The organism is Streptomyces sp. NPDC002867 (assembly GCF_053591895.1).
On the sequence record NZ_JBSFUR010000045.1, the window covers coordinates 22,770 to 44,972 of the forward strand.

Annotated in this window: 12 protein-coding genes; 5 read left to right on the forward strand and 7 right to left on the reverse strand. The window is 71.9% G+C overall.

Annotation, left to right across the window (positions count from 1 at the left end):
- Positions 1-69 precede the first annotated feature (69 nt).
- The 7 genes from ACWD0A_RS28755 to ACWD0A_RS28785 form a co-directional block, all read right to left on the reverse strand.
- Positions 70-1,224, reverse strand: a complete 1,155-nt coding sequence (locus tag ACWD0A_RS28755; RefSeq protein ID WP_451302742.1) for a VCBS repeat-containing protein — start codon at positions 1,222-1,224, stop codon at positions 70-72.
- Positions 1,225-2,856: 1,632 nt separating this feature from the next.
- Positions 2,857-5,511: an alpha-glucan family phosphorylase gene (gene glgP / locus ACWD0A_RS28760; protein ID WP_451302744.1), complete on the reverse strand. Its 2,655-nt coding sequence runs from the start codon at positions 5,509-5,511 to the stop codon at positions 2,857-2,859.
- Positions 5,512-5,689: 178 nt separating this feature from the next.
- Complete coding sequence (locus ACWD0A_RS28765) at positions 5,690-6,973, reverse strand: flavin-dependent oxidoreductase (RefSeq protein ID WP_451302746.1); 1,284 nt, start codon at positions 6,971-6,973, stop codon at positions 5,690-5,692.
- A gap of 43 nt (positions 6,974-7,016) precedes the next feature.
- Positions 7,017-8,138: a monodechloroaminopyrrolnitrin synthase PrnB family protein gene (locus tag ACWD0A_RS28770; protein WP_451302748.1), complete on the reverse strand. Its 1,122-nt coding sequence runs from the start codon at positions 8,136-8,138 to the stop codon at positions 7,017-7,019.
- Positions 8,139-8,253: 115 nt separating this feature from the next.
- Entirely contained in the window at positions 8,254-9,714 is a 1,461-nt protein-coding gene (locus ACWD0A_RS28775) for an MFS transporter (RefSeq protein WP_451302750.1), read from the reverse strand.
- Positions 9,711-11,171 carry a 4-hydroxyphenylacetate 3-hydroxylase family protein gene (locus ACWD0A_RS28780; RefSeq protein ID WP_451302752.1) on the reverse strand — a complete coding sequence of 487 codons (1,461 nt, stop codon included), beginning with the start codon at positions 11,169-11,171 and terminating at the stop codon, positions 9,711-9,713. Before ACWD0A_RS28780 ends, ACWD0A_RS28775 begins: the two co-directional genes overlap by 4 nt.
- Positions 11,172-11,319: 148 nt before the next feature.
- Positions 11,320-12,285 carry an AraC family transcriptional regulator gene (locus ACWD0A_RS28785; protein WP_307713346.1) on the reverse strand — a complete coding sequence of 322 codons (966 nt, stop codon included), beginning with the start codon at positions 12,283-12,285 and terminating at the stop codon, positions 11,320-11,322.
- Positions 12,286-12,403: 118 nt separating this feature from the next.
- On the opposite strand from ACWD0A_RS28785, the gene ACWD0A_RS28790 reads away from it, so the two are divergent.
- The 5 genes from ACWD0A_RS28790 (at position 12,404) to glgB (ending at position 22,175) form a co-directional block, all read left to right on the forward strand.
- Positions 12,404-13,351, forward strand: coding sequence for an SDR family oxidoreductase (locus ACWD0A_RS28790; protein WP_451302755.1), 948 nt, complete (start codon positions 12,404-12,406; stop codon positions 13,349-13,351).
- A gap of 233 nt (positions 13,352-13,584) precedes the next feature.
- The gene (locus ACWD0A_RS28795; protein WP_451302757.1) at positions 13,585-15,684 is read left to right on the forward strand and encodes an alpha-1,4-glucan--maltose-1-phosphate maltosyltransferase; all 2,100 of its coding nucleotides are present in this window, start codon (positions 13,585-13,587) and stop codon (positions 15,682-15,684) included.
- Positions 15,681-17,435 (forward strand): maltose alpha-D-glucosyltransferase, encoded by a 1,755-nt coding sequence (gene treS, locus ACWD0A_RS28800; RefSeq protein WP_451302759.1) that lies wholly within the window; start codon positions 15,681-15,683, stop codon positions 17,433-17,435. The genes ACWD0A_RS28795 and treS overlap by 4 nt, the downstream gene beginning before the upstream one ends.
- A 177-nt stretch (positions 17,436-17,612) precedes the next feature.
- On the forward strand, positions 17,613-18,977 hold the full coding sequence (locus ACWD0A_RS28805) for a maltokinase N-terminal cap-like domain-containing protein (RefSeq protein WP_451302761.1): 1,365 nt from the start codon (positions 17,613-17,615) through the stop codon (positions 18,975-18,977).
- A 915-nt stretch (positions 18,978-19,892) separates the two neighbouring features.
- Positions 19,893-22,175 carry a 1,4-alpha-glucan branching enzyme gene (gene glgB / locus ACWD0A_RS28810; protein ID WP_451302775.1) on the forward strand — a complete coding sequence of 761 codons (2,283 nt, stop codon included), beginning with the start codon at positions 19,893-19,895 and terminating at the stop codon, positions 22,173-22,175.
- The last annotated feature ends 28 nt before the right edge of the window (positions 22,176-22,203 follow it).

A 22,203-nucleotide genomic window follows, 5' to 3' on the forward strand; every position in this document is an offset into this window, starting at 1 on the left:
CGACCGCGCCGCGCAGTACGAGGCTGCGTCGTATGCGTCTGGACACGTATCCGTTCTCCCTGTTGTTCATCAGCGCACCGCCGCACCGAAGGAGGTGTCACCCGTGGGGATGCCGCCCTCACCGGGCTTGAAGGTCTGGGTGGGCGCGCCGCCGTTCGCCGCGTTCCATGGGAAGAGGTGGACGGCGTGGCCTGCCACCGGCCCGTAGGGCATGCCGACGTACAGCCCGCCCGGGGCGGGCGCCAGGCTGAGGCCCGCGAGCTGGATGGGGGCGGGTTCGCCGGGGATGCCCATGCCCGGTTCGAACCAGGCGTCGGAGACCCCGGGATCACCAACCATCGGCACCATGTGGAAGCCGCCCTTCTCACGGTGCTCCTCGGCTGACTCCTCACCGGGCGCACCAATGGCCAGACGGGTATTGGTCCCCGAACTAGTGCTGTTCGGAACCGTGTTGGCCGCCGCGAGTCGTTGACCGAAGAAGTCCCCCGCTTCGCTCTTCTCCTCGACCTCGAGGCTGTCCTGCTCGATCCACTCCGTCTCGACGAAGCTTCCTCCCGGCGCGATCTTGAAAACCTGCACGGCACCCGCATCGATGACGGTCTTCAGGTCCTCGCCAGGGGAACCGATGGCCAGGAGAGCCTCCGTGGTGGAAGTAGCACCAGAGGCCCGGTACGGCACCATCGCGACAGCAGTTCCGAAGCCGTCGCCCACTTCCGGGGCTCCGTCAACCACGTCCAGGTCCTGGCCGAGACCAGCGATCGGCTTGGGATGGCCAGAGACCAGAGTGTGGCTGAACACACCGACACCGCCGGCGAAAGTGACGGCTCCCAGTGCCTCGCCCGGTCTGCCCACGGCGAAGTGAGTCGGAGTGGCCGCCAGCGACGCGCCGAACCGGTCGTCCGTCTCGTTGGCTCCGTCCACGGCTCCCGCTGTCTCGGTGTCCTGGTGGTTGCCCTGTGCAGTGGCCGCGTCATTCGCGACGTAAAAAAAGGCCCCGGTGTCCACAGCCGCGTCGATATCCTCACCGGGTGTGCCGATCAGCAGGTATGAGGTGCCACCGGCTGTCCTGCCTGCGGCCAGGGCGTAGCCGGTCCAGTCGCCCGCCTCATCGGCGCCGCCGAGCGAGTACCCCGCGCCCTGCTTGTGCTCTCTGACACCTTTGCCGCCGAGAAGGCCGGTCGGCGACCCGTAGACGATCTGAACGAGACCGGCATCGGAGGCCACGAGGTCCTCGTACGGGAATGCCGACTGCGAGATCGCTGCAGCCGTCGGCGTCGGCGTCGTAAACGGCGAGGGCGAATCCGTACTGGTCGTCGTCCTCGGCGCCGCCGGGTACGCCCGCCGTCTCCTGCGACAGCTGCATAGTCCCCTTCCCACCGCCATAGACGATGTGGACAAGGCCTGCGCGCGTCTTGCCGTTGACGGTCGCCTCGGGATCGGAGATCGCGGTGTCTCGAATGCCATCGCCGTTGAAGTCCGACTCCACGCCACTGCAGCCGGCGACAGTCACGGCTGGGGCCGCCGGGCTGACGCCCAGGGCCGAGGCAGTCAGTACGACTGCACTCGCTGCGAGCATCGTTCGCCGTCGGACGGCCCGCAGGCGCGGGCGCGTTCTGATGTCCAATGGACTGGGTCCTCCCCTGCGTGGTGCCGGCGGCGCTCCGCCGGAGGTTTTGAAAATCTGCCTGACGAGCCGGACTCGGGTGCGACTTGCCGGTCTGGACGCATACGACCGGCTCAAGTACGACTGAGAGATCGCGGAGTTGACGCCGCGCACGCGCATCCGTGATCGATGGCAAGTCACGCCCGGGGGACAGGCCGCACAGCCGACTGCGTGGTGTCGGCGGCAGCTGATGGTTCGTCCGTCGTCGGGAATGCCACACCCCGATCGCGCCGTACTCCCGAGTGGGCGACCGCACTGGCCTTCAGTTCAGAAACAGGCCCCATGCGGAACGGTCGGCTGCTGGACCGCTTCTGCATCCCGTCAACGGGCTATCCCCAGTGACACTCCCACGCGCGCGGGGAAGGGAGTCGGAGTGCTGATACACAGGCAGCCTGCCTGCAGCCCTCCTGCTGTCGTCCGCCCCGGGTCCGGAACCATGGAAACCACGCGGTGTGGGCTCGGCATAGCCGCCGCCCCGGCCCAAGAGGCCACCCGTCCCGGGTACTTGGAGCGACGGGGCAGCCTCGACAGCCTCTTCGCCGGGGAAGTCCGCGTCCCGCAGTACGATTTCGGCAGTGCACGACAGGTAAGCAGTCGGCATGTGGCGGATCGCGGTGGCTGCCGTGGTACGTGGCTCCATAGCCCGGCCCAGCAGCACAACAAGCGTCGCCAGGAGCAGCGCCGTGACGGCCCGCCCCCGCTGCACACCGACCGGCAACATCGCTCGCTCCCCCCGGCTGTAAGCCTGTTTCGCAGGTGAGGCCCCCCACAACCCGCGGAATCGAACGCAATATCGCAGCCGCCGATACGCCGGACAAGATCAGATGTCCGACATCGGCCCATCCAATACGGTCACAACTTGATCACTTCACGTACGCCATAAGGTCATGAGCAACACACGAGCAGGACATCGGCGGCGGGACGGAGAGGGAATCCGGGCTTCACGGCGGGTCCTGGCGGGCCGGACCGGGCGATCACTCTGGCCACATGGGCATCACAGTTCGGGTTCCGCATGAAGCCGCCGTGATCACGTGAGGCAGCGGGGCTCATAGGGTGATCACATTCTTCTCTACAGAAAGTGACGTCATGCAAGCCGCGCTCATCCGACGTGCCGTGAATCCGCACGGACAGCGCAGAAATGGGCACGGCCCTTCCGGATTCCGGAAGGGCCGTGCCCCGTACGGCGGAACGGCTCAGCGCAGCAGCACGCCCGCGTCCTGCCCCGCGGCCTCCGGCGGCAGCGCCACCAGTCCCATGTCCGCGCCCGCCGGGATCAGCCGGTGGGCGGGCAGCACCCGCACCGTGTAGCCGAACGGTCCCGTGCGGTCCAGCGCCATCGGCCCCTCGTACACCCAGCGGCCCTCCAGATCCGGCCCGCTCGACGGCTTCAGCGGGAAGGTCTGGGCGTCGCGGATCGCGTCGTCGGAGTCGACCCGGCCCGCCACCGCCTGCACCTCCACGTCGTCCGGCCGCAGGTCACCGAGCCGGGCCTGCACCCGCAGCGTCAGCGTGGACCCGAGGCCCGCCGTCGCCGCGGCACCCGCACCGGCGTCCTGGTCCACGGCCTCCACGTGGTCGACCGCGACCCGCGGCCAGCCCGCCCGCACCCGCGCCTTCCAGTCCGCGAGCTCCTCGGCGGCGGACGCGTCCAGGGCCCGGTGGGCCTTCGCCGCGGGGGCGTAGAGCCGCTCGACGTACTCGCGCACCATGCGGCCCGCGAGCACCTTGGGGCCGAGCGTGGTCAGGGTGCGGCGCACCATCGCGATCCAGCGGTCGGGCAGGCCGCCCGAGCCCTGCTCGTAGAAGCGGGGCGCGACCCGCTCCTCGATCAGCGAGTACAGCGCCGCGGCCTCGAGTTCGTCGCGGCGGTCCTCGTCGGTGGCCGCGCCGTCGGCGGTGGGGATCGCCCAGCCGAAGTCCGGCTCGTACCACTCGTCCCACCAGCCGTCGAGCACCGACAGGTTGAGGGATCCGTTCAGCGCGGCCTTCATCCCGCTCGTACCGCACGCCTCCAGCGGACGCAGCGGATTGTTGAGCCACACGTCGCAGCCCGGGTAGAGCTTCTTCGCCATCGCCATGCCGTAGTCGGGCAGGAAGACGATGCGGTGGCGCACCTTCGGGTCGTCGGCGAAGCGCACCAGTTCGCGTACGAGACGCTTGCCTCCGTCGTCGGCCGGGTGGGCCTTGCCCGCGACGACGATCTGGATCGGGTGTGTGGGGTGCAGCAGCAGCTCGGTGAGTTTGCGGCGGTCGCGCAGCATCAGCGTGAGCCGCTTGTACGACGGCACCCGCCGGGCGAACCCGATGGTGAGCACGTCGGGGTCGAGCACCCCGTCGATCCACCCCAGTTCGGCGGCGCCCGCGCCGCGCTGGCGCCAGGACGCGCGCAGCCTCTCCCTCACCTCCTGCACCAGCTGCTCGCGCAGCGAGCGGCGCAGCTCCCAGATGTCGGCGTCGGGGATGTTCGCGACGGCGTCCCAGCGCGAGGACCCGCCGACCGACAGGGCGTCCTCCGCACGGCCCGCGCCGATCTGACGCGCCCCCAGCCGGAAGACCTCGGGCGCGACCCAGGTCGGCGCGTGCACGCCGTTGGTGATCGAGGTGATGGGCACCTCGGCCGCGTCGAAGCCCGGCCACAGGCCGGAGAACATCTCGCGGCTGACGGCTCCGTGGAGCCGGGAGACGCCGTTGGCGCGCTGGGCCAGCCGCAGGCCCATCACCGCCATGTTGAACAGGTTCGGCTCACCGCCGGGGTAGCTCTCGGTGCCCAACTGGAGCACCCGGTCGACGGGTACTCCGGGCAGCTCGGCCCCCTCCGCGAAATGGCGGGCGACGAGCTCGCGGTCGAAACGGTCGATGCCCGCGGGCACCGGTGTGTGGGTGGTGAACACCGTGCCCGCGCGCACGGCTTCGAGGGCCGCGTCGAATCCGAGACCGGCGCTCTCGCCCAGTTCACGGATGCGCTCCAGGCCGAGGAAGCCGGCGTGGCCCTCGTTGGTGTGGAACACCTCGGGCGCCTCGTGCCCGGTGATCCTGCAGTACGCGCGGACCGCCCGGACGCCGCCGATGCCGAGCAGCATCTCCTGGAGCAGGCGGTGCTCGCTGCCGCCGCCGTAGAGCCGGTCGGTGACGTCGCGGGCGCCCGGTCCGTTGCCCTCGACGTCGGAGTCGAGCATCAGCAGGGGTACGCGGCCGACCCGGGCGACCCAGATGTGGGCGTGCAGCAGGCGGCCGCCGGGCAGGGCCAGGGACACTCCGGCCGGGGTCCCGTCGGCCTCCCGCAGCAGGGTGAGCGGCAGTTCGTTCGGGTCGAGCACGGGATAGTGCTCCTGCTGCCAGCCGTCGCGGGACAGCGACTGGCGGAAGTAGCCGTGCCGGTAGAGCAGGCCGACTCCGATCAGGGGCACGCCGAGGTCGCTGGCGGCCTTGAGGTGGTCGCCGGCGAGGATGCCGAGGCCGCCCGAGTACTGGGGCAGGGCGGCGGTGACACCGAACTCCGGCGAGAAGTAGGCGATGGCGGCGGGGAATTCGCCGTCGCCGGGGTCGCCGTCCGCGGACTGGTACCACCTGCGTCCGTGCAGGTAGTCGTCCAGGTCGTCGGCGGCCGCGGCGAGCCGGCGCAGGAAGCGCCGGTCCTTGGCCAGTTCCGCCATCCGGGCGGCGGACACGTTCCCGAGGAGCCGCACGGGATCGCCGGCGACGGCCTGCCACCCCTCGGGATCGACGGAGCGGAACAGCTCTTGGGTCTCGGCGTGCCAGGACCAGCGCAGATTGCGCGCCAGGCCGCTGAGCGGTTGCAGTGGTTCGGGGAGGACGGGGCGGACGGTGAATCGACGAATGGCCTTCACAGGTCCCACCTTCGCAGGGGATGTACGCATCCGAGCGGACGCACGACGGTGTGCGCCCTTTTCCGTCGTTCCCGACCGTAGTCGCACCCCGTCCTCCCCGACCACGGCGCACGGCCCCCTCCTGGGGGCTCGCTTCCCCCAGGCTGCGCCGGGGGACCCCATGCGGCCGTAACCGCTGCTACCGATGGGCGTGCAAAGTTCCTCCGTACGGGGACCCCTGGTTCACGCTCTGCGGGTCGAACGCGCCGGTGGCCGCGTACCGTGCCGCGATCTCGGCGAGTTCGCACTCCGGGATCACGTCGCGGATGTCCGTGAATCCGCCGGGCGCACGCCGGTGCGCCAGATCGATGACCACCTCGGGCCCCTGCTGCCGGTTGGACAGCTGAAGCCGCGTCATGGCCGGCCGGCGGTCCGCCTCGTAGGCGGCGAGGGCGGTCACGGGGTCGCGGTGGCGGGCCAGCGCGTGGGCCAGCGCGCGGCCGTCGACGATGGACTGGGTCGCCCCGTTGGAGCCGATCGGGTACATCGCGTGGGCCGCGTCGCCGATCAGCGTCGTACGGCCCAGGGACCAGGCGGGCAGCGGGTCGCGGTCCACCATCGGGTACTCGTACGCGGCGTCGGCGGCGGCGAGGATATCGGGGACGCTGACCCCGTCGAACTCCCAGCCCTCGAAGCGGTCCGCGAAGGTCTCCACGGGGACGGCCCGGTTCCAGTCGCCGCGGAAGGTGCCCCCGGCCGTCTCGGAGGGTGCGGCGAGCGCCCAGTTGACGAGGACGTCGCCCCCGTCGGCGGGCTCGGAGATCGGGTAGACGACCGCCCGCAGCCGGTCGTCCCCGGCGATGAGCATGAAGCGGCCCGCGCGGGCGGCCGGCACGCGGGAGATCCCGCGCCAGACGAGCATCCCGTTCCACGGCGGTTCCCCCTCGCCGGGGTGGAGCGCGGCGCGTACGGCGGAGCGGATGCCGTCCGCGCCGATGAGCAGGTCCGGCTCCAGCGAGGCCCGGCCGCGCCGGGTGCCCTCGCTGTGCTCCAGGGTGACGCGCGGGCGGCCGTCGGGGAAAGGGTCGACGCCGGTCACGCGTACGCCGCTGAGCAGGGCGCACTCGCCGAGCCTGGCCCGCACGGCCTCGGCCAGCACGAGCTGCAGGTCGCCGCGGTGGACGGACAGCTGGGGCCAGTGGTAGCCGGCGCCCAGCCCGCGCGGATCGCGGGAGATGAGGCCGCCGCTGCGGTGGTAGTAGCGCAGCTCCCGGGTGCGTACGGCGCGTTCCTCGACGCGGTCGAGCACGCCGAGCGCGTCGAGTTCGCGCACCGCGTTGGGCATGATGTTCAGGCCGGCGCCGACGGGGCGGATCTCCTGGGTCGCCTCGACGACCGTGATCCGCTCGAACCCGGCCGTGTGCAGGGCGAGTGCCGCGGTCAGACCGGCGATGCCGCCGCCGGCGATCAAGATGTGGGTCATGGGGACGGTCTCCTCGTACTCTCCTGTGGGTCTCCTTCGGCGGTCAGCGGGCGGCCCGGGCGGGCGGCTCCACGGAGCGGCGCACCAGGGTCTCGTTGTCCCGGGTCAGGTCGAGCACGGAGCGCAGGAGGGCGACGGGGGCTCCGCCGCTGCCCGCGTCGTAGAGCCGTACCTCCTCGCTGTAGGCCTTGCGCGCGATGGTGAGGTGGCGGGCGCGGAAGGTCTTGAGGATGCGCAGGACGCGGGTGAGGGAGACGGCCGACGCGGTGAGCGTGGCGGGGACGCGGCCACCTCCCTCCCAGCTGAAGGCGGCGGAGAGCTTGGAGACCGCCGAGACGCCGCCGCGGTGGGCCGCGTAGTGGGCGCGCCAGGACGGCAGGCTGTACTGGACGGAGTCGTCGAGGAAGGCGTCGTAGCGCTCGTTGCCGCGATCGCACTGCCACAGCGTCAGGTCGACCAGCCAGAGCGGGACCTGGGCGGCGGCGGGGCCGAGGTAGTCGCGGCCTGCGACGTCGATCTCCTCGAAGTAGGAGCGCAGTTCGCGGGCGAAGAAGACGGGCGAGACGCGGGCGACGGTGAGGTCGATGGCGTCGACCATGGCCTGCACCTGCTGGGCGATGCGGTCGAGGACGAGGGCGAAGCAGGGATCGTAGGGCTCCAGGCGGGCGAGCTCCGCGCAGGTGTCGAGCGAGGCGACGAGGCTGGGGAAGACCATGCGGACGGCGTCCTGGAGGTTGCCCTCCATCGGGTCGCCCGTGTACATCCGCTGGCGCTTCCCCGACGGGTTCCAGGTCGTGTAGTGGTGCACGGTGTCACGCGGCACCATGTCGGTGCGGCGGCCCAGTTCCTCGAGGACGGGAAGCGCCTCCGGCACGGCAGCGAGCGGCTGCGTGCCGTGACGTTTCAGCGAGCCGAGGAGGATGCCGAGGTCGCGCATCGCGGCGAGCGCGTCGACGACGCCGAGCGAGGCCACCCGGTCCTCGTCGGGTACGAGGGTGCGCAGGGCGACGGTGAGCGCGGGCACGTCCGCCTCCGCGTTCATCGCGGGGAGCGCGGCGATCAGCGCGTCCGCGCCGAGCGGGTCCGCCGCGCGTATCTCCGCTATCCGGTAACGCGGTTCGCCAAGCACATCGAGACCGGGCGCGACAAGGTCGTACAGGGTCAACGGAACGTCCCTTCGGACAGAACGGTTCACTGGTGGGATGTGGGGCGGGCGGTGCGCGGGCGCCGCGGTGCCGCAGGGCCGCACGGCTCCCGCCGGGGCACTGTCCCGCCCCCGGTCACTCCACGGCGCCGCCGACCCGGTCCTGGCGTGGCGGCGCCATGGCGGGCGCGGGCAGCCGCAGCCGGGAGGAGAGCAGGGCGGCCAGGGCCGCGAACACGGCCCCGGCCAGAAGGGCGGACCTGAAGCCCGCTGTCTCGGCCGCGGCGTCACCGGCCGCCGTGGTCCCCGCGGTCGCGACGGCGACCAGGACGGCGAGCCCGAGGACCGAGCCGAACTGCTGGCTGGTGTTGACGAGTCCGGAAGCGAGCCCGGTCTCGTCGGGCGACGCGTCGGCGGTCGCCGCCACGTTGGTGGTGACCATGACGAGCGGCAGGGCGACGCCCAGGACGAGGCTCGGGGCCAGGACGGTGGTCGGGAACGTGCCGCCGGCGTCGAGCGCGAGCGCGAGCCAGACCATGCCGGAGAGCAGCAGGCCGAAGCCGAGCGTCATGGTGCGGCCCAGCCCCAGCCGGCCGATGAGCCGGCCGGTCTGCGGCGCGACCGCGACGACGACCAGGGACAGCGGCAGCAGGCCGAGGCCGCCGACGAGCGGGGACTGGCCGAGCACGCTCTGCAGGAAGAGGCTGACCAGGAAGAACATCGGGAACAGCGCCATCTGGGCCAGTGCGGCCAGGAGGTTGGCGAGCCGCAGGGCGGGGCGGCGCAGCACGGCGGGCGGCACGAGCGGCCGGGCGGCCTGCCGCTCCAGCAGGGCGAACGCGGCGAGCAGGGCGAGTCCCGCCGCCCCGCTCGCGAGCGTCCGCGCCGCGGTCCAGCCCGCCTCGCCCGCGCCGACGAGGGCGTACGCCAGGAGCCCGAGCCCGCCGGTCGCGGTGAGGGCGCCGCCGATGTCGAAGCCTCGTTCGCGGCGGCGTTCGCTCCGGGGGAGCAGCCGCAGGGCCGCGGCGGCGAGCACGAGCGCGACGAGGACGTTGAGCCAGAACGTGGCGCGCCAGCCCAGGAGATCGGTGAGCACGCCGCCGAGCACCGTGCCGAGCACCCCGCCGAGTCCGCCCATGGCGGCGAACACCCCGAGCGCCCTGTGCCGGCCGGGTCCGTCGGGGAAGAGGGTGAGCAGCAGGGCGAAGGCCGCGGCAGCGGCGAGCGCCGCGCCCACGCCCTGCGCGGCGCGCGCGGCGATCAGGTGCCCGGCGCTGCCGGCGACGCCGCCCGCGGCGGACGCGGCGGCGAGCAGCCCCAGTCCGGTCAGGTAGAGCCTGCGGTGCCCGAACAGGTCGGCGGTCCGCCCGCCGAGCAGCAGCAGTCCCCCGAAGGTGATGAGATACGCGTTGGCCACCCACGACAGACCGGCGGAGCCGGACCCGAGGTCGTCGCCCACGGAGGGCAGGGCGACGTTGACGATCGCGGTGTCCATGATGAGGAGCAGCTGGGTGGCGGCGAGCAGCAGGAGCGCGGGGCCGGCCCCGGACGCGGCGCGGTCGGCGTGGGCCGCGTCCGCGGTGCGGTCGGGGGTCACCGTTGCGGGGTCCTCTCGTCGAGCGCGTACCCGGACAGGCACGCCCGCGCCAGCGCCTCGCAGCTGTCCGTGTCGCCCTCCCACACCTGCTGCATCAGGTAGACGTGCGGTGCGCCGTGGTAGAAGCGCTCGTACTGCTCGTGGCGGGAGGCGAACTCCGAGCCGAGCGCGTCCCACGCCAGCTTCAGCAGCTTGACGCGGTCCTCGGCCGGGTGGCCGGGCGAGCGGATGTACTTGCGCACCAGCGGCCCCAGTTCCGGGTGGAGCAGATCCTCGGCGGAGGCGGGAAGCTGGATAACTCCGCCGCCCGCCAGCGTCTTGATCTCCTGGACCGCCGCCGGGTACAGCTCACCCGCCATGATCCGCTGCGCGAACGAGATCTCCTTTCCGGGCATCACGCCCCCGCGTCCGCCGTCGACCTGCTCGTACGACGCCTCGGCCGCCAGCACGAACGCCTTGGCCTGCGCCACCCTGCCCATCAGCCGGCCGATCGCCTGGGTGACGGGCGGCAGCTGGTAGGTGTTGTTCGCCTTGGTCAGCAGGATGGCGATGCCGGTCAGGAACTCCAGCTTGGTCCAGAAGCGCGTGGCGGCCTGGTGCACGAAGTTCACGTACGCCGGGGTGCGCCACCACATGCCGAACGTCGCGTCGACGTTCCGGTACGTCAGCACCCGCTCCCACGGCACGAACACGTCGTCGCACACGAGCAGCGCGTCGTTCTCGTCGAACCGCGAGGAGAGCGGGTTGTCGAAGACGCTGCGGGCCTGCGCCTCGTAGGAGGTACGGGAGAGGAACTTCAGACCGGGCGTGCCGATCGGCACCGAGAAGCACAGGGCGTGGTCGACGTCCTGCGGTGCGAGCGGCTCGATGGTGCCGACGATGACCTCGTTGCCGAAGACGGCCGCCGTGCCGATCATCTTGGCGCCGCGCACCACGACGCCGCCGTCCTTCTCCGCGACGACCCGCACGACCAGGTCGTCCTCCTCCTGCTCCGACGCCGCCTTCGTACGGTCGATCTGCGGGTTGGTGATGGTGAACGTGGGGTAGAGGTCGCCCTCGGCCAGCCTGCGGTGGTAGGCCACCGCGTTGTCCGCGCCGTCGAAGCCGTCGGTGGTGAACAGTTCCGGCGCCGCCGCGAACCCGGCCGCCCCGCCCGCCATGTAGTCCGGCGTGCGCCCGAGGAACCCGAAGCTCGACTCGGCCCACACCTTGTACGCGCGGCGCCGCTCGACGAGGTCCTCGTACGAGCGCGGGACCTTGAACGCGCGATGCGCACCGTCCGCGGTGAGCACGGACGCGTACCGCGGGTCGCGTGCCAGGTCGTAGAGCCGCGCGATCGATGCCGCGGTGTTGCGGAAGGCGGCATGGCGGGTGACATCGGCGACGCGCTCGCCGTCGAGCCACACCTCGCGCCCGTCCTGCAGCGATGCGAGGTATTCCTGGCCGGACCTGGTCAACGTCTCTCCTCGAAGGGACTGCGGCTGGACGGACCTCCGCCTGGCCGCGCTCGGGGCGGGCCGGCGGCGGCCGGTTCCAGCCGAGCCTGTCCCCCGCCGGGACACCGGGCAATGAACGACCGTCCAGCGGTCCTTAAGAACCGGCCAATCATGCGGCTGACGCACCCTTGCTGCGGTACTCGCCGGGCGTCATCCCGTACCACTTGCGGAAGGCCAGGTGAAAGCCGACCGTGCTCTGGTAGCCGACCCGTTCGGGCACGGCCGACTGCGGCAGCGAGGTCTCGCCGAGCAGCCGGGCGGCCTCCTGCATCCGGCGGCCCGTCAGATGGCGGGCGGGCGCCTCGCCGACGAGGTCCCGGAAGGCCGCGGTGAACGCGGAGCGGGACATGCCGACCTCGCGGGCGAGCGACTCGATGGTCCAGGGCTCGGCGAACCGGGTCGCGATGATCACCATGGCCCTGCTGATGCCGGGGTGCCCGAGGACGGGCAGAGCGGACGGATTGCCGGCCAGGTCGCGCAGCAGCGGCCGCAGCGCGAGCACGAGCGCCATCTCGAAGGCGCGCAGGGTGATGAGCCGGTCGCCCGGGCCCACCGGCCGGTCCGTCGTGGCGAGCAGCCGCAGGGTGTCGCGCAGCAGCGGCTCCTGGTCGACCTGGGAGCCGTCGAGCACCAGGGCCCAGGGCAGCGCCTTGTACAGGCCGGTCGCCGCGCTCGCGTCGTAGTGCAGTCCGGCGCACAGTATCCGGCTGACAGGTCCCTCCCCCTCGATGCGGATCTCGCCGGACGTGCCGGGCCGGCGCTCGGGCAGCATCGCGGCGAGCGACACGCCCCGCCGGTCGGGGCGGTCGGCGAGCCGGTGCGCGGTCCCGGTGGGGAAGACGGCGAGGTCGCCGGCGCGCAGTTCGATCGGCGTCTGGTCCTCGCCGGTGATCCAGCAGCCCCCTTCGGTGATGAAGTGCAGTACGGCACAGCTCTGCTCGGCGTCCCCCTCGATGGCCCACGGCGCGCGCAGATGCCACCGGCTGTCGAACACCCCGGTGAGCCGAAGTGGTTTCAGCAGCTCGCTCAGGAGGTCGTCACGCTCACTATGGGTCGGTTCCAGTGGTCGGTCCATTGGACGATCCTTCAACCCCCGCCCCGGATTGTTAATTGATCGGCCGAAGCCGCCGCCGCGAGCCTGGACGTGCCGTTCACGGCAGCAGCCACACCCTATCGAAGGGCCCTTCTGAGACATGTCCGATCACATTCCGATGCGCGTAGCCGTGGTGGGGGCGACCGGCTTCCAGGGCGGCGCGACGGCCCGTCTGCTGACCGAGCGGGGCCACCGGGTACGCACCCTGAGCCGCAAGCCCGAGGAGGACCGCCCCAAGCTGCCCGGGGTCTCGGTCGCGAGCGGCGACCTGGGCCGGCAGGAGGACGTGCGGCAGCTCTTCGAGGGCGCGACCCATGCCGCGGTGACGATCCCGCTGGTGTACGAGGCCGAGAAGGTCATGCGCTACGCCCAGCACATCGCGAGGGCGGCCCGGGACAGCAAGGTGCACCGGATCGTCTACAACGCCAACACCCGTGTCCCGCAGCAGACGACGAACGTCGCGGCCTTCGAGACGCGCCGCCTGGTGGAGACGGTGCTGCGCGAGGGCCTCGCCGAGAGCGGCGTGGAACTGGTCGTCGTGCGCCCTCCCGTGTATCTGGACAACCTCTTCAGCCCCTGGAACGGACCGGCGCTGGTGAACGAGGGCGTGCTCGCCTACCCGCTGCCCGCCGGCGTCCGTACCGCCTGGATCTCCCATCGCGACCTGGCGCAGGCGGTCGTCGGGGCCCTCGCCGCGGAGGGGATGGACGGCCGGGTCTTCGACATCGGCGGCGCGCAGACCCTGACCGGCCCGGAGCTAGCCGAGGCGTTCGCCCGGGGGCTCGGGCGTCCGGTGCGCTACACGGCACTCGAGCCGCACGTCTTCGAGCAGGGACTCGCGCAGATCCTGGGCCCCCGGACGGCGGCCGGGGTGGCGGGGATCTACCACTTCATGGCGAGCGGCGCCGAGCCGGGCCTGATGGCGGGCGACGGCGGCCGAGCGGCGCGGGAGCTGGCGTTCACGGCGGCGGCGGTGGACGAGTGGGTCACCCGGCAGCCGTGGCAGATGTGGTCGGGCCGTACGGCGGAGTCCGCCGAGACGGCCTGACGGCACGTCGGGAGCGACCGTATACAAGGGCAGACAGGAAGGACCGGTTCCGTTCGCGTGACGGGTCCGGTCCTTTTTCGTCCGTCTTGCGCGCCCCGCTACGTCCTAGTAGTTAACACATCGCCGGATTGGCCTCCCCTGGGGCGGGGGAAGGCTCATCCGGTACGTACGCGAGCGCGCCCTGAAGATCGCATCCTTTCCCGCCACCCGAGTGAACGCGGACAGGAGCCGACATGCCCGCACCCGGCCAGTCACCGACCGAGCAGTTACAAAGAAGACAAACACTGCCTCTACGTGCTCGACCCGCCCTGCCCGCACAGCCCTCAGGTGATGTCGTGAACTCGCTCATTGGTCGCATTCCCGTCCTGGACGTACGCCCGCTCGTCGACTGCGGCAGAAGGCCGGCGAAAGCCGTGGCGGGTGAGACCTTCCGGGTCACCGCCACGGTCTTCCGCGAGGGCCACGACGCGGTCGCCGCCAATGTCGTGCTGCACGACCCGAAGGGCCGCCCGGGGCCCTTCACCCCGATGCGGGAGCTGGCTCCCGGCACCGACCGCTGGGGCGCCGACGTCACCCCCGACTGCGAGGGCGCGTGGACCTACACGGTGGAGGCGTGGAGCGACCCGGTCGCCACCTGGCGGCACCACGCCGGGATCAAGGTCCCGGCCGGCATCGACACCGAACTGGTCCTCGCGGAGGGCGCCGAGCTGTACGAGCGCGCCGCGGCCGGAGTGCCCAAGAAGGACGGCCGTGAGGCGGTCCTCGCGGTCGCCGACGCACTCCGTGACACGGAACGGCCCGCGGCCGCACGGCTCGCCGCCGCCCTCGCCGCCGACGCCGCCGCCGCGCTCGCCCGTCACCCCCTGCGCGAACTGGTCAGTTCGTCACCGCCGCTGCCGCTCAAGGTCGAGCGCCGGCGCGCGCTGTACGGCTCCTGGTACGAGCTGTTCCCGCGTTCGGAGGGCGCGGTGGTCAAGGAGGGCGAGCCGCCCGTCTCCGGCACGCTGCGCACCGCGGCCGAGCGGCTTCCGGCCATCGCGGCGATGGGCTTCGACGTGGTGTACCTGCCGCCCGTCCACCCCATCGGCACCACCCACCGCAAGGGCCGCGACAACTCCCTGACGCCGGGCCCCCATGACGTCGGCGTGCCCTGGGCGATCGGCTCGGCCGAGGGCGGTCACGACGCGATCCACCCCGACCTCGGCACGCTCACGGACTTCGACCACTTCGTGCGGGCGGCCCGCTCGCTGCGCATGGAGGTCGCGCTGGACTTCGCGCTCCAGTGCTCGCCCGACCACCCCTGGGTGGAGGAGCACCCGGAGTGGTTCCGCCACCGCCCCGACGGCTCCATCGCGTACGCCGAGAACCCGCCGAAGAAGTACCAGGACATCTACCCCATCGCCTTCGACGCCGACATGCCGGGACTGGTCCGCGAGACGGTGCGGCTGCTGCGCTTCTGGATGGACCGGGGTGTGCGCATCTTCCGTGTCGACAACCCGCACACCAAGCCCGTCGTCTTCTGGGAACAGGTGATCGCCGAGATCAACGGCGCGGACCCCGACGTGGTCTTCCTCGCGGAGGCGTTCACCAGACCGGCCATGATGCACACGCTGGCCGCGATCGGCTTCCAGCAGTCGTACACCTACTTCACCTGGCGCAACGGCAAGCACGAACTCACCGAGTACATCCGGGAACTGTCCGGTGAGGCCGCCTCGTACATGCGGCCGAACTTCTTCGTGAACACCCCCGACATCCTGCACGCCTACCTCCAGGAGGGCGGCCGGCCCGCGTTCGAGGTGCGGGCGGTGCTGGCCGCGACGCTGTCGCCGTCGTGGGGCATGTACGCCGGGTACGAGCTGTGCGAGAACGTCCCGCTGCGCGTCGGAAGCGAGGAGTACCGCTGCTCGGAGAAGTACCAACTGCGGCCGCGGGACTGGGAGTCGGCCGAGCGGGAGGGCCGCACCATCACTCCTCTCATCACCCTGCTCAACCGGCTCAGGCGCCGCCACCCGGCACTTCAGCAGCTGCGCGACGTCCACTTCCACCACGCCGACAACGAGGCGGTGATCGCCTACTCCAAGCGCTCGGGCCAGGACGTCGTGCTCGTCGTCGCCAACCTCGACCCCCACCACACCCAGGAGGCCACGGTCTCGTTGGACATGCCGCGGCTCGGACTCGAAGAACACGAGACCGTACCGGTGCGCGACGAGCTCACCGGCGAGACCTATCACTGGGGCAGGGCCAACTATGTGCGCCTCGAGCCGGGCATCACGCCCGCGCACATCGTCACCCTGCGACCGTCCCCGCAGACCGGAGGGTCACCCACATCATGATCGTCAATGAACCCGTTCCCGACACGTTCGAGGACACTCCCGCCCGCGACCGCGACCCCGACTGGTTCAAGCGGGCCGTCTTCTACGAGGTCCTCGTCCGCTCCTTCCAGGACAGCAACGGCGACGGCATCGGCGACCTCAAGGGAATCACCGCCAAACTGGACTATCTGCAGTGGCTGGGCGTCGACTGCCTGTGGCTGCCGCCGTTCTTCAAGTCACCCTTGAAGGACGGCGGTTACGACGTCGCCGACTACACCTCGGTGCTGCCCGACTTCGGTGACCTGGCCGACTTCGTGGAGTTCGTGGACGCCGCCCACCAGCGCGGCATGCGCGTCATCATCGACTTCGTGGTGAACCACACCAGCGACCAGCACCCGTGGTTCCAGGAGTCCCGGACCAACCCCGACGGCCCGTACGGCGACTACTACGTCTGGGCCGACGACGACAAGCAGTACCAGGACGCCCGCATCATCTTCGTCGACACGGAGTCGTCGAACTGGACCTTCGACCCGGTACGGAAGCAGTACTACTGGCACCGGTTCTTCTCCCACCAGCCCGACCTCAACTACGAGAACCCCGCCGTGCAGGAGGAGATCATCTCCGCGCTGCGGTTCTGGCTGGACCTGGGCATCGACGGATTCCGGCTCGACGCCGTGCCGTACCTGTACCAGGAGGAGGGCACCAACTGCGAGAACCTGCCGCGCACGCACTCCTTCCTGAAGCGGGTGCGCAAGGAGATCGACGCGCACTACCCGGACACGGTGCTCCTCGCCGAGGCCAACCAGTGGCCCGAGGACGTCGTCGACTACTTCGGCGACTACGCGGCCGGCGGCGACGAGTGCCACATGGCGTTCCACTTCCCGGTGATGCCGCGGATCTTCATGGCGGTGCGGCGTGAGTCCCGCTACCCGGTCTCGGAGATCCTGGCCAAGACCCCGGCCATCCCGAAGAACTGCCAGTGGGGCATCTTCCTGCGCAACCACGACGAGCTCACGCTCGAGATGGTCACGGACGAAGAACGCGACTACATGTACGCGGAGTACGCCAAGGACCCGCGGATGCGCGCCAACATCGGCATCCGCCGCCGTCTTGCCCCGCTGCTGGACAACGACCGCAACCAGATCGAGCTGTTCACCGCGCTGCTGCTGTCCCTGCCCGGCTCGCCGATCCTCTACTACGGCGACGAGATCGGCATGGGCGACAACATCTGGCTCGGCGACCGCGACGCGGTGCGCACACCGATGCAGTGGACCCCCGACCGCAACGCGGGCTTCTCCTCCTGCGACCCGGGCCGGCTGTACCTGCCGACCATCATGGACCCGGTCTACGGCTACCAGGTCACCAACGTCGAGGCGTCGATGTCCTCTCCGTCGTCGCTGCTGCACTGGACGCGCCGGATGATCGAGATCCGCAAGCAGAACCCGGCCTTCGGACTCGGTTCGTACACCGAGCTGCCGTCGTCGAATCCCGCGGTGCTCGCCTTCCTGCGCGAGTACAAGGACGATCTCGTGCTCTGTGTGCACAACTTCTCGCGGTTCGCACAGCCGACCGAGCTCGATCTGCAGACGTTCAACGGACGCCACCCGGTGGAACTGATCGGCGGGGTGCGGTTCCCGGCCATCGGTCAATGGCCGTATCTGCTGACGCTCGCGGGCCACGGCTTCTACTGGTTCCGGCTGCGGAAGGAGGCCGCACCGGTGCCGGCACCGACCGTGATGCCCGGCACCGGAACGGGAACCACCCCGGTCTGACGCCCCCCGGAGGGGGAGTCACGGGTCCGAAAGGCGCCCCCGGCGCCGGCGGGGCGGTTTCCGCCGCCCCGCACCGGGCACTCTCCCCCTCATCCCCGCGCGCCGCCGGACAGCCACAGCTGTAATCCGGGACACTTTGCGCATTCGTGGTGTACCCGGGGAAAGGACGCGATGCCCATGTCGGAGGCTGCATCCACCCGGATCCCGCTCGCTCTGCTTCCGTCGCTCGCCCCCCTGCTCCACCAATGGCTGCCCCGGCAGCGCTGGTTCGCGGGCAAGGGAACGCCGGTCACCGGCTTCTCCCTCGTGTCGGCGACCGAACTGCTGCCTCTGCGGGGCCCGGGACCGGGTCTGCTGCACCTGCTCGTACGAGTCGAGCAGCCCGGGGCGCCGGGCGACTGCTACCAACTGCTGATCGGCGTACGGGAGGCCCTGCCGCACGCTCTCGCGCCCGCGCTCATCGGCCATCTCACCGACGGCCCGCTCGCCGGGCGCATCGTGTACGAGGGCACCCACGACCCACGGCTCGCCGCCCTGCTCCTGGAGCGGCTGCGTACGCCGGGCTCGCTGGGGCCGCTGCGCTTCCAGCGCTACGGCGGCTCGCCCGCGATCCCCCACGGACTCGCACCCCGGCCGCTCGGCGCGGAGCAGTCCAACTCCTCGCTGGTGTACGGCGACACGTACATCCTCAAGCTCTTCCGCCGCCTGCACCCCGGCCCCAACCCGGATCTGGAGCTGCCGCTCGCGCTGGCCCGCGCGGGATGCGAGCGGGTGCCCACGCCTGTCGCCTGGTACGAGTCGGCCGCGCCGGAACCTTTCACCCTGGGCGTGCTCCAGCCGTTCCTGCGCGGCTCGCGCGACGGATGGGTGCTCGCCCTCGAGGCCCTGGCCGCGGGCCGCTCCTTCCGGAACGAGGCCGGTGAACTCGGGCGCGTGACCGCCGAGGTGCACACGGCGCTGGCCCGCGCGCTGCCGAGCGTGAAGCTCAGCGGAGCGCAGAGCGAGGAGCTGGCCACCGCGATGACCCGGCGGCTGGAGGCCGCCGTGGGCGCGGTTCCCGCGCTGGAGCCGTACGCGCCCCGGCTGCGGACGGCGTTCGAGGCGGTGGCGGTGCTCGGGCGGCGCGGCCGCATCTGGGCCGCGCAGCGCGTGCACGGCGATCTGCACCTCGGACAGATACTGCGCGGCCCCGTCGCGACGCCCTGGTCGGTCATCGACTTCGAGGGCGAGCCGGCCCGGCCGCTCACCGAGCGCTGCCGCCCGCAGCCGGCGGTGCGCGACGTCGCCGGAATGCTCCGTTCCTTCGACTACGCGGCCCGCACGCACCGCCCGTCCAACCCGGCCTGGGCGGAGGCGTGCCGCGACGCGTACTGCACGGGCTACGCGGAGGCCTGCGGCAGCGACCCGCGCGCCGAGCCCGAACTGCTGCGCGCCTACGAGACCGACAAGGCCGTCTACGAGGTCGTGTACGAGGCCAGGCACCGGCCGCACTGGCTGCCGGTTCCGATGGCCGCGATCGACCGCCTCGCGACGCTCGACTGACTCTCCCCGCTCCCTTACTCGCGACTCGCGCCCAGGAGGCCGACCCCCGTGACCCCCCGCCGCTCCTCTCGCCCCGCCGCCGCCCCGACCCCTGCCCCGCCCCCACCGGGCCACGACGGCGCCACCCCGCCCGAGGCCCCCGCGCCGGGCGCCGATACCGCTCGGGCGGGCGGGGACGACACGTCGGCGTCTTCGGGGACCGCGTCCGGCACCGGCCGGGCCGCGGCCGATGCGGCTGCCGCGCCGGAGCCCGCGCCCGCTCCCGCGGAGCCCGGCACGGCAGACGGGTCCGTGTCCGGCGCCCCGCAGCGGCCGGGCGGTACTTCCACGCCGACGGGGGCCGAGCCGGGCGGGGACAGTGCGTCGGGGTCGTCGCCCGGGACCGGGTCCGGTACCGCCGGGGCCGACGGCGCGGAGGCTGCGGCGCCCAGGGCCGCGGACGGGGACGCGGCCGGGACGAAGCCCACGGCCCGACGCACGGCCGCGGCCGGCAGGACCGGGGCCGACGCCCCCGCGCCCACGGCGCGACGCGTGGCCTCCGCCCGCAACGCCGGAGCCGACGAGCACACCGCGGCAGACAGCCCCACACCCACCGCACGACGCGTCGCCTCCGCCCGCAACGCCGGAGCCGACGAACAGGCCGCGCCAGACAGCCCCTCAGCCACCGCACGACGCGTCGTCTCCGCCCGCGACGCCGCGGCGGACGAGCACACCGCGGACGACGCCCCCGCGCCCACGACGGACCCCGTGCCCGGGGCCGGCGGCGAGGCATCCGCCCGGCGGCGCGTCACCGCGGCGCGCAAGGCCGATCCCGTGGAGGACGGCCCGGCGCGCGAGCCGTTGGCCGTGAGCGGGTCCACGGCAGGCGCAGCGCGCGCGGCACGGACCGGCACGGCGGACGCGGCCGGCGGGTCCTTGCCCGCCAAGGGCTCCGGCGGCGGCCGCACGGGCACGGCGGGCGCGCCCGCCAAGGGCTCCGGCGGCGGCCGGGGCGCGCCGCGCCCCCGGACCGGCGGCGTACGGGCGGCCAAGCCGCTCGGGGACGACGACCGCGGACGGCTCCTGTCCGGCAGCCACCACGACCCGCACGCCGTGCTCGGCGCGCACTCGGTCCGCGGCGGCATCCAGATCCGCGTCCTGCGTCCGCACGCGCTCTCCGTGACCGTCCTCGCCAAGGGGCTGCGCGCCGAGCTGAACGACGACGGCGACGGCTTCTTCTCCGGCGTGCTCCCCCAGCGGACCGTCCCCGACTACCGGCTCCTGGTCGCCTACGAGGGCCACGAGGACGGCTTCGAGGTCGAGGACCCGTACCGCCTGCTGCCCGCGCTGGGCGACCTCGACCTGTATCTCATCGGCGAGGGCCGGCACGAGGAGCTGTGGAAGGCGCTCGGCGCGCATCCCATGACGCACCAGGGCGTGACCGGCACCCGGTTCACGGTCTGGGCGCCCGACGCCCGCGGCGTCAGGGTGGTCGGTGACTTCAACTTCTGGGACGGCACCGGCCACCCCATGCGGTCGCTCGGCGCGACCGGCGTGTGGGAGCTGTTCCTGCCGGGCGTCGCCGAGGGCACCCTGTACAAGTTCGAGATCACGCGCCCGGACGGCTCGCGCACGCAGCGGGCCGACCCGATGGCCCGGCGCACCGAGGTGCCGCCCGCGAACGCGTCGATCGTGACCGAGTCCCACCACGTGTGGCAGGACGGCGAGTGGATGGCGCACCGCGCCGACCGCCCCGTCCACGAGGCGCCGTTCTGCGTGTACGAGGTGCATCTGCCGTCATGGCGTCCCGGTCTGACGTACCGCCAGCTCGCCGAGCAGCTGCCGCGGTACGTGAAGGACCTCGGTTTCACGCACGTGGAGTTCATGCCGGTCGCCGAGCACCCCTTCGGCGGCTCCTGGGGCTACCAGGTCACCGGCTTCTACGCACCGACCTCCCGGATGGGCACCCCGGACGACTTCCGCTTCCTCGTCGACAGCCTGCACCGGGCCGGCATCGGCGTGCTGGTGGACTGGGTGCCGGCGCACTTCCCGCGCGACGACTGGGCGCTGGCGCAGTTCGACGGGCGGCCGCTGTACGAGCACAGCGATCCGGCACGGGCGGCCCACCCGGACTGGGGCACGCTGGAGTTCGACTACGGCCGCAAGGAGGTGCGCAACTTCCTGGTCGCCAACGCCACGTACTGGTGCGAGGAGTTCCATGTCGACGGGCTGCGCGTCGACGCCGTCGCGTCGATGCTGTACCTCGACTACTCGCGCGAGGACGGCCAGTGGTCGCCGAACGAGCACGGCGGCCGGGAGAACCTGGACGCGGTCTCCTTCCTCCAGGAGATGAACGCCACCGTCTACCGGCGCAACCCGGGCGTCGTCACGATCGCCGAGGAGTCGACGGCCTGGAACGGCGTGACCCGGCCCACGCACCACGGCGGCCTCGGCTTCGGTCTGAAGTGGAACATGGGCTGGATGCACGACTCGCTTCAGTACGTGGCGAAGGAGCCGGTGCACCGCAAGTTCCACCACAACGAGATGACGTTCTCGATGGTGTACGCGTACAGCGAGAACTATGTGCTGCCCATCTCGCACGACGAGGTGGTGCACGGCAAGCGTGCGCTGGTGAGCAAGATGCCGGGCGACTGGTGGCAGCAGCGGGCGAACCACCGCGCGTACCTGGGCTTCATGTGGGCCCATCCCGGCAAGCAACTGCTGTTCATGGGGCAGGAGTTCGCCCAGGGCGCGGAGTGGTCCGAGGGCCACGGCCCCGACTGGTGGCTGCTGGACCCGTCGTACTCGGCGGAGCCCGACCACCGGGGTGTCCGGGACCTCGTGCGCGAGCTGAACGCGGTCTACGGCGACGCGCCCGAGCTGTGGCAGCTCGACACCGTGCCGGAGGGCTTCGCCTGGGTGGACGGCGGGGCGGCCGAGGACAACGTCTTCGCCTTCCTGCGGTTCGACAGGGAGGGCACGCCGCTGCTCGCCGTGAGCAACTTCTCGCCGGTGGTGCGTCACGACTTCCGGCTCGGGGTGCCGGGGGTGGTGTCCGCCTGGGTGGAGGTCCTGAACACGGACGAGGAGCGGTTCGGCGGCTCGGGCGTGCGCAACGCGGAGCCGATGAAGCCGGAGCAGGTGGAGTCGCACGGCAGGCGGACGTCGATCGCGCCGACGCTGCCGCCGCTGGCGACGATCTGGCTGCGCCCGGCCTGACGGACGGGCCGTGCCCCGCTGCCGGCGC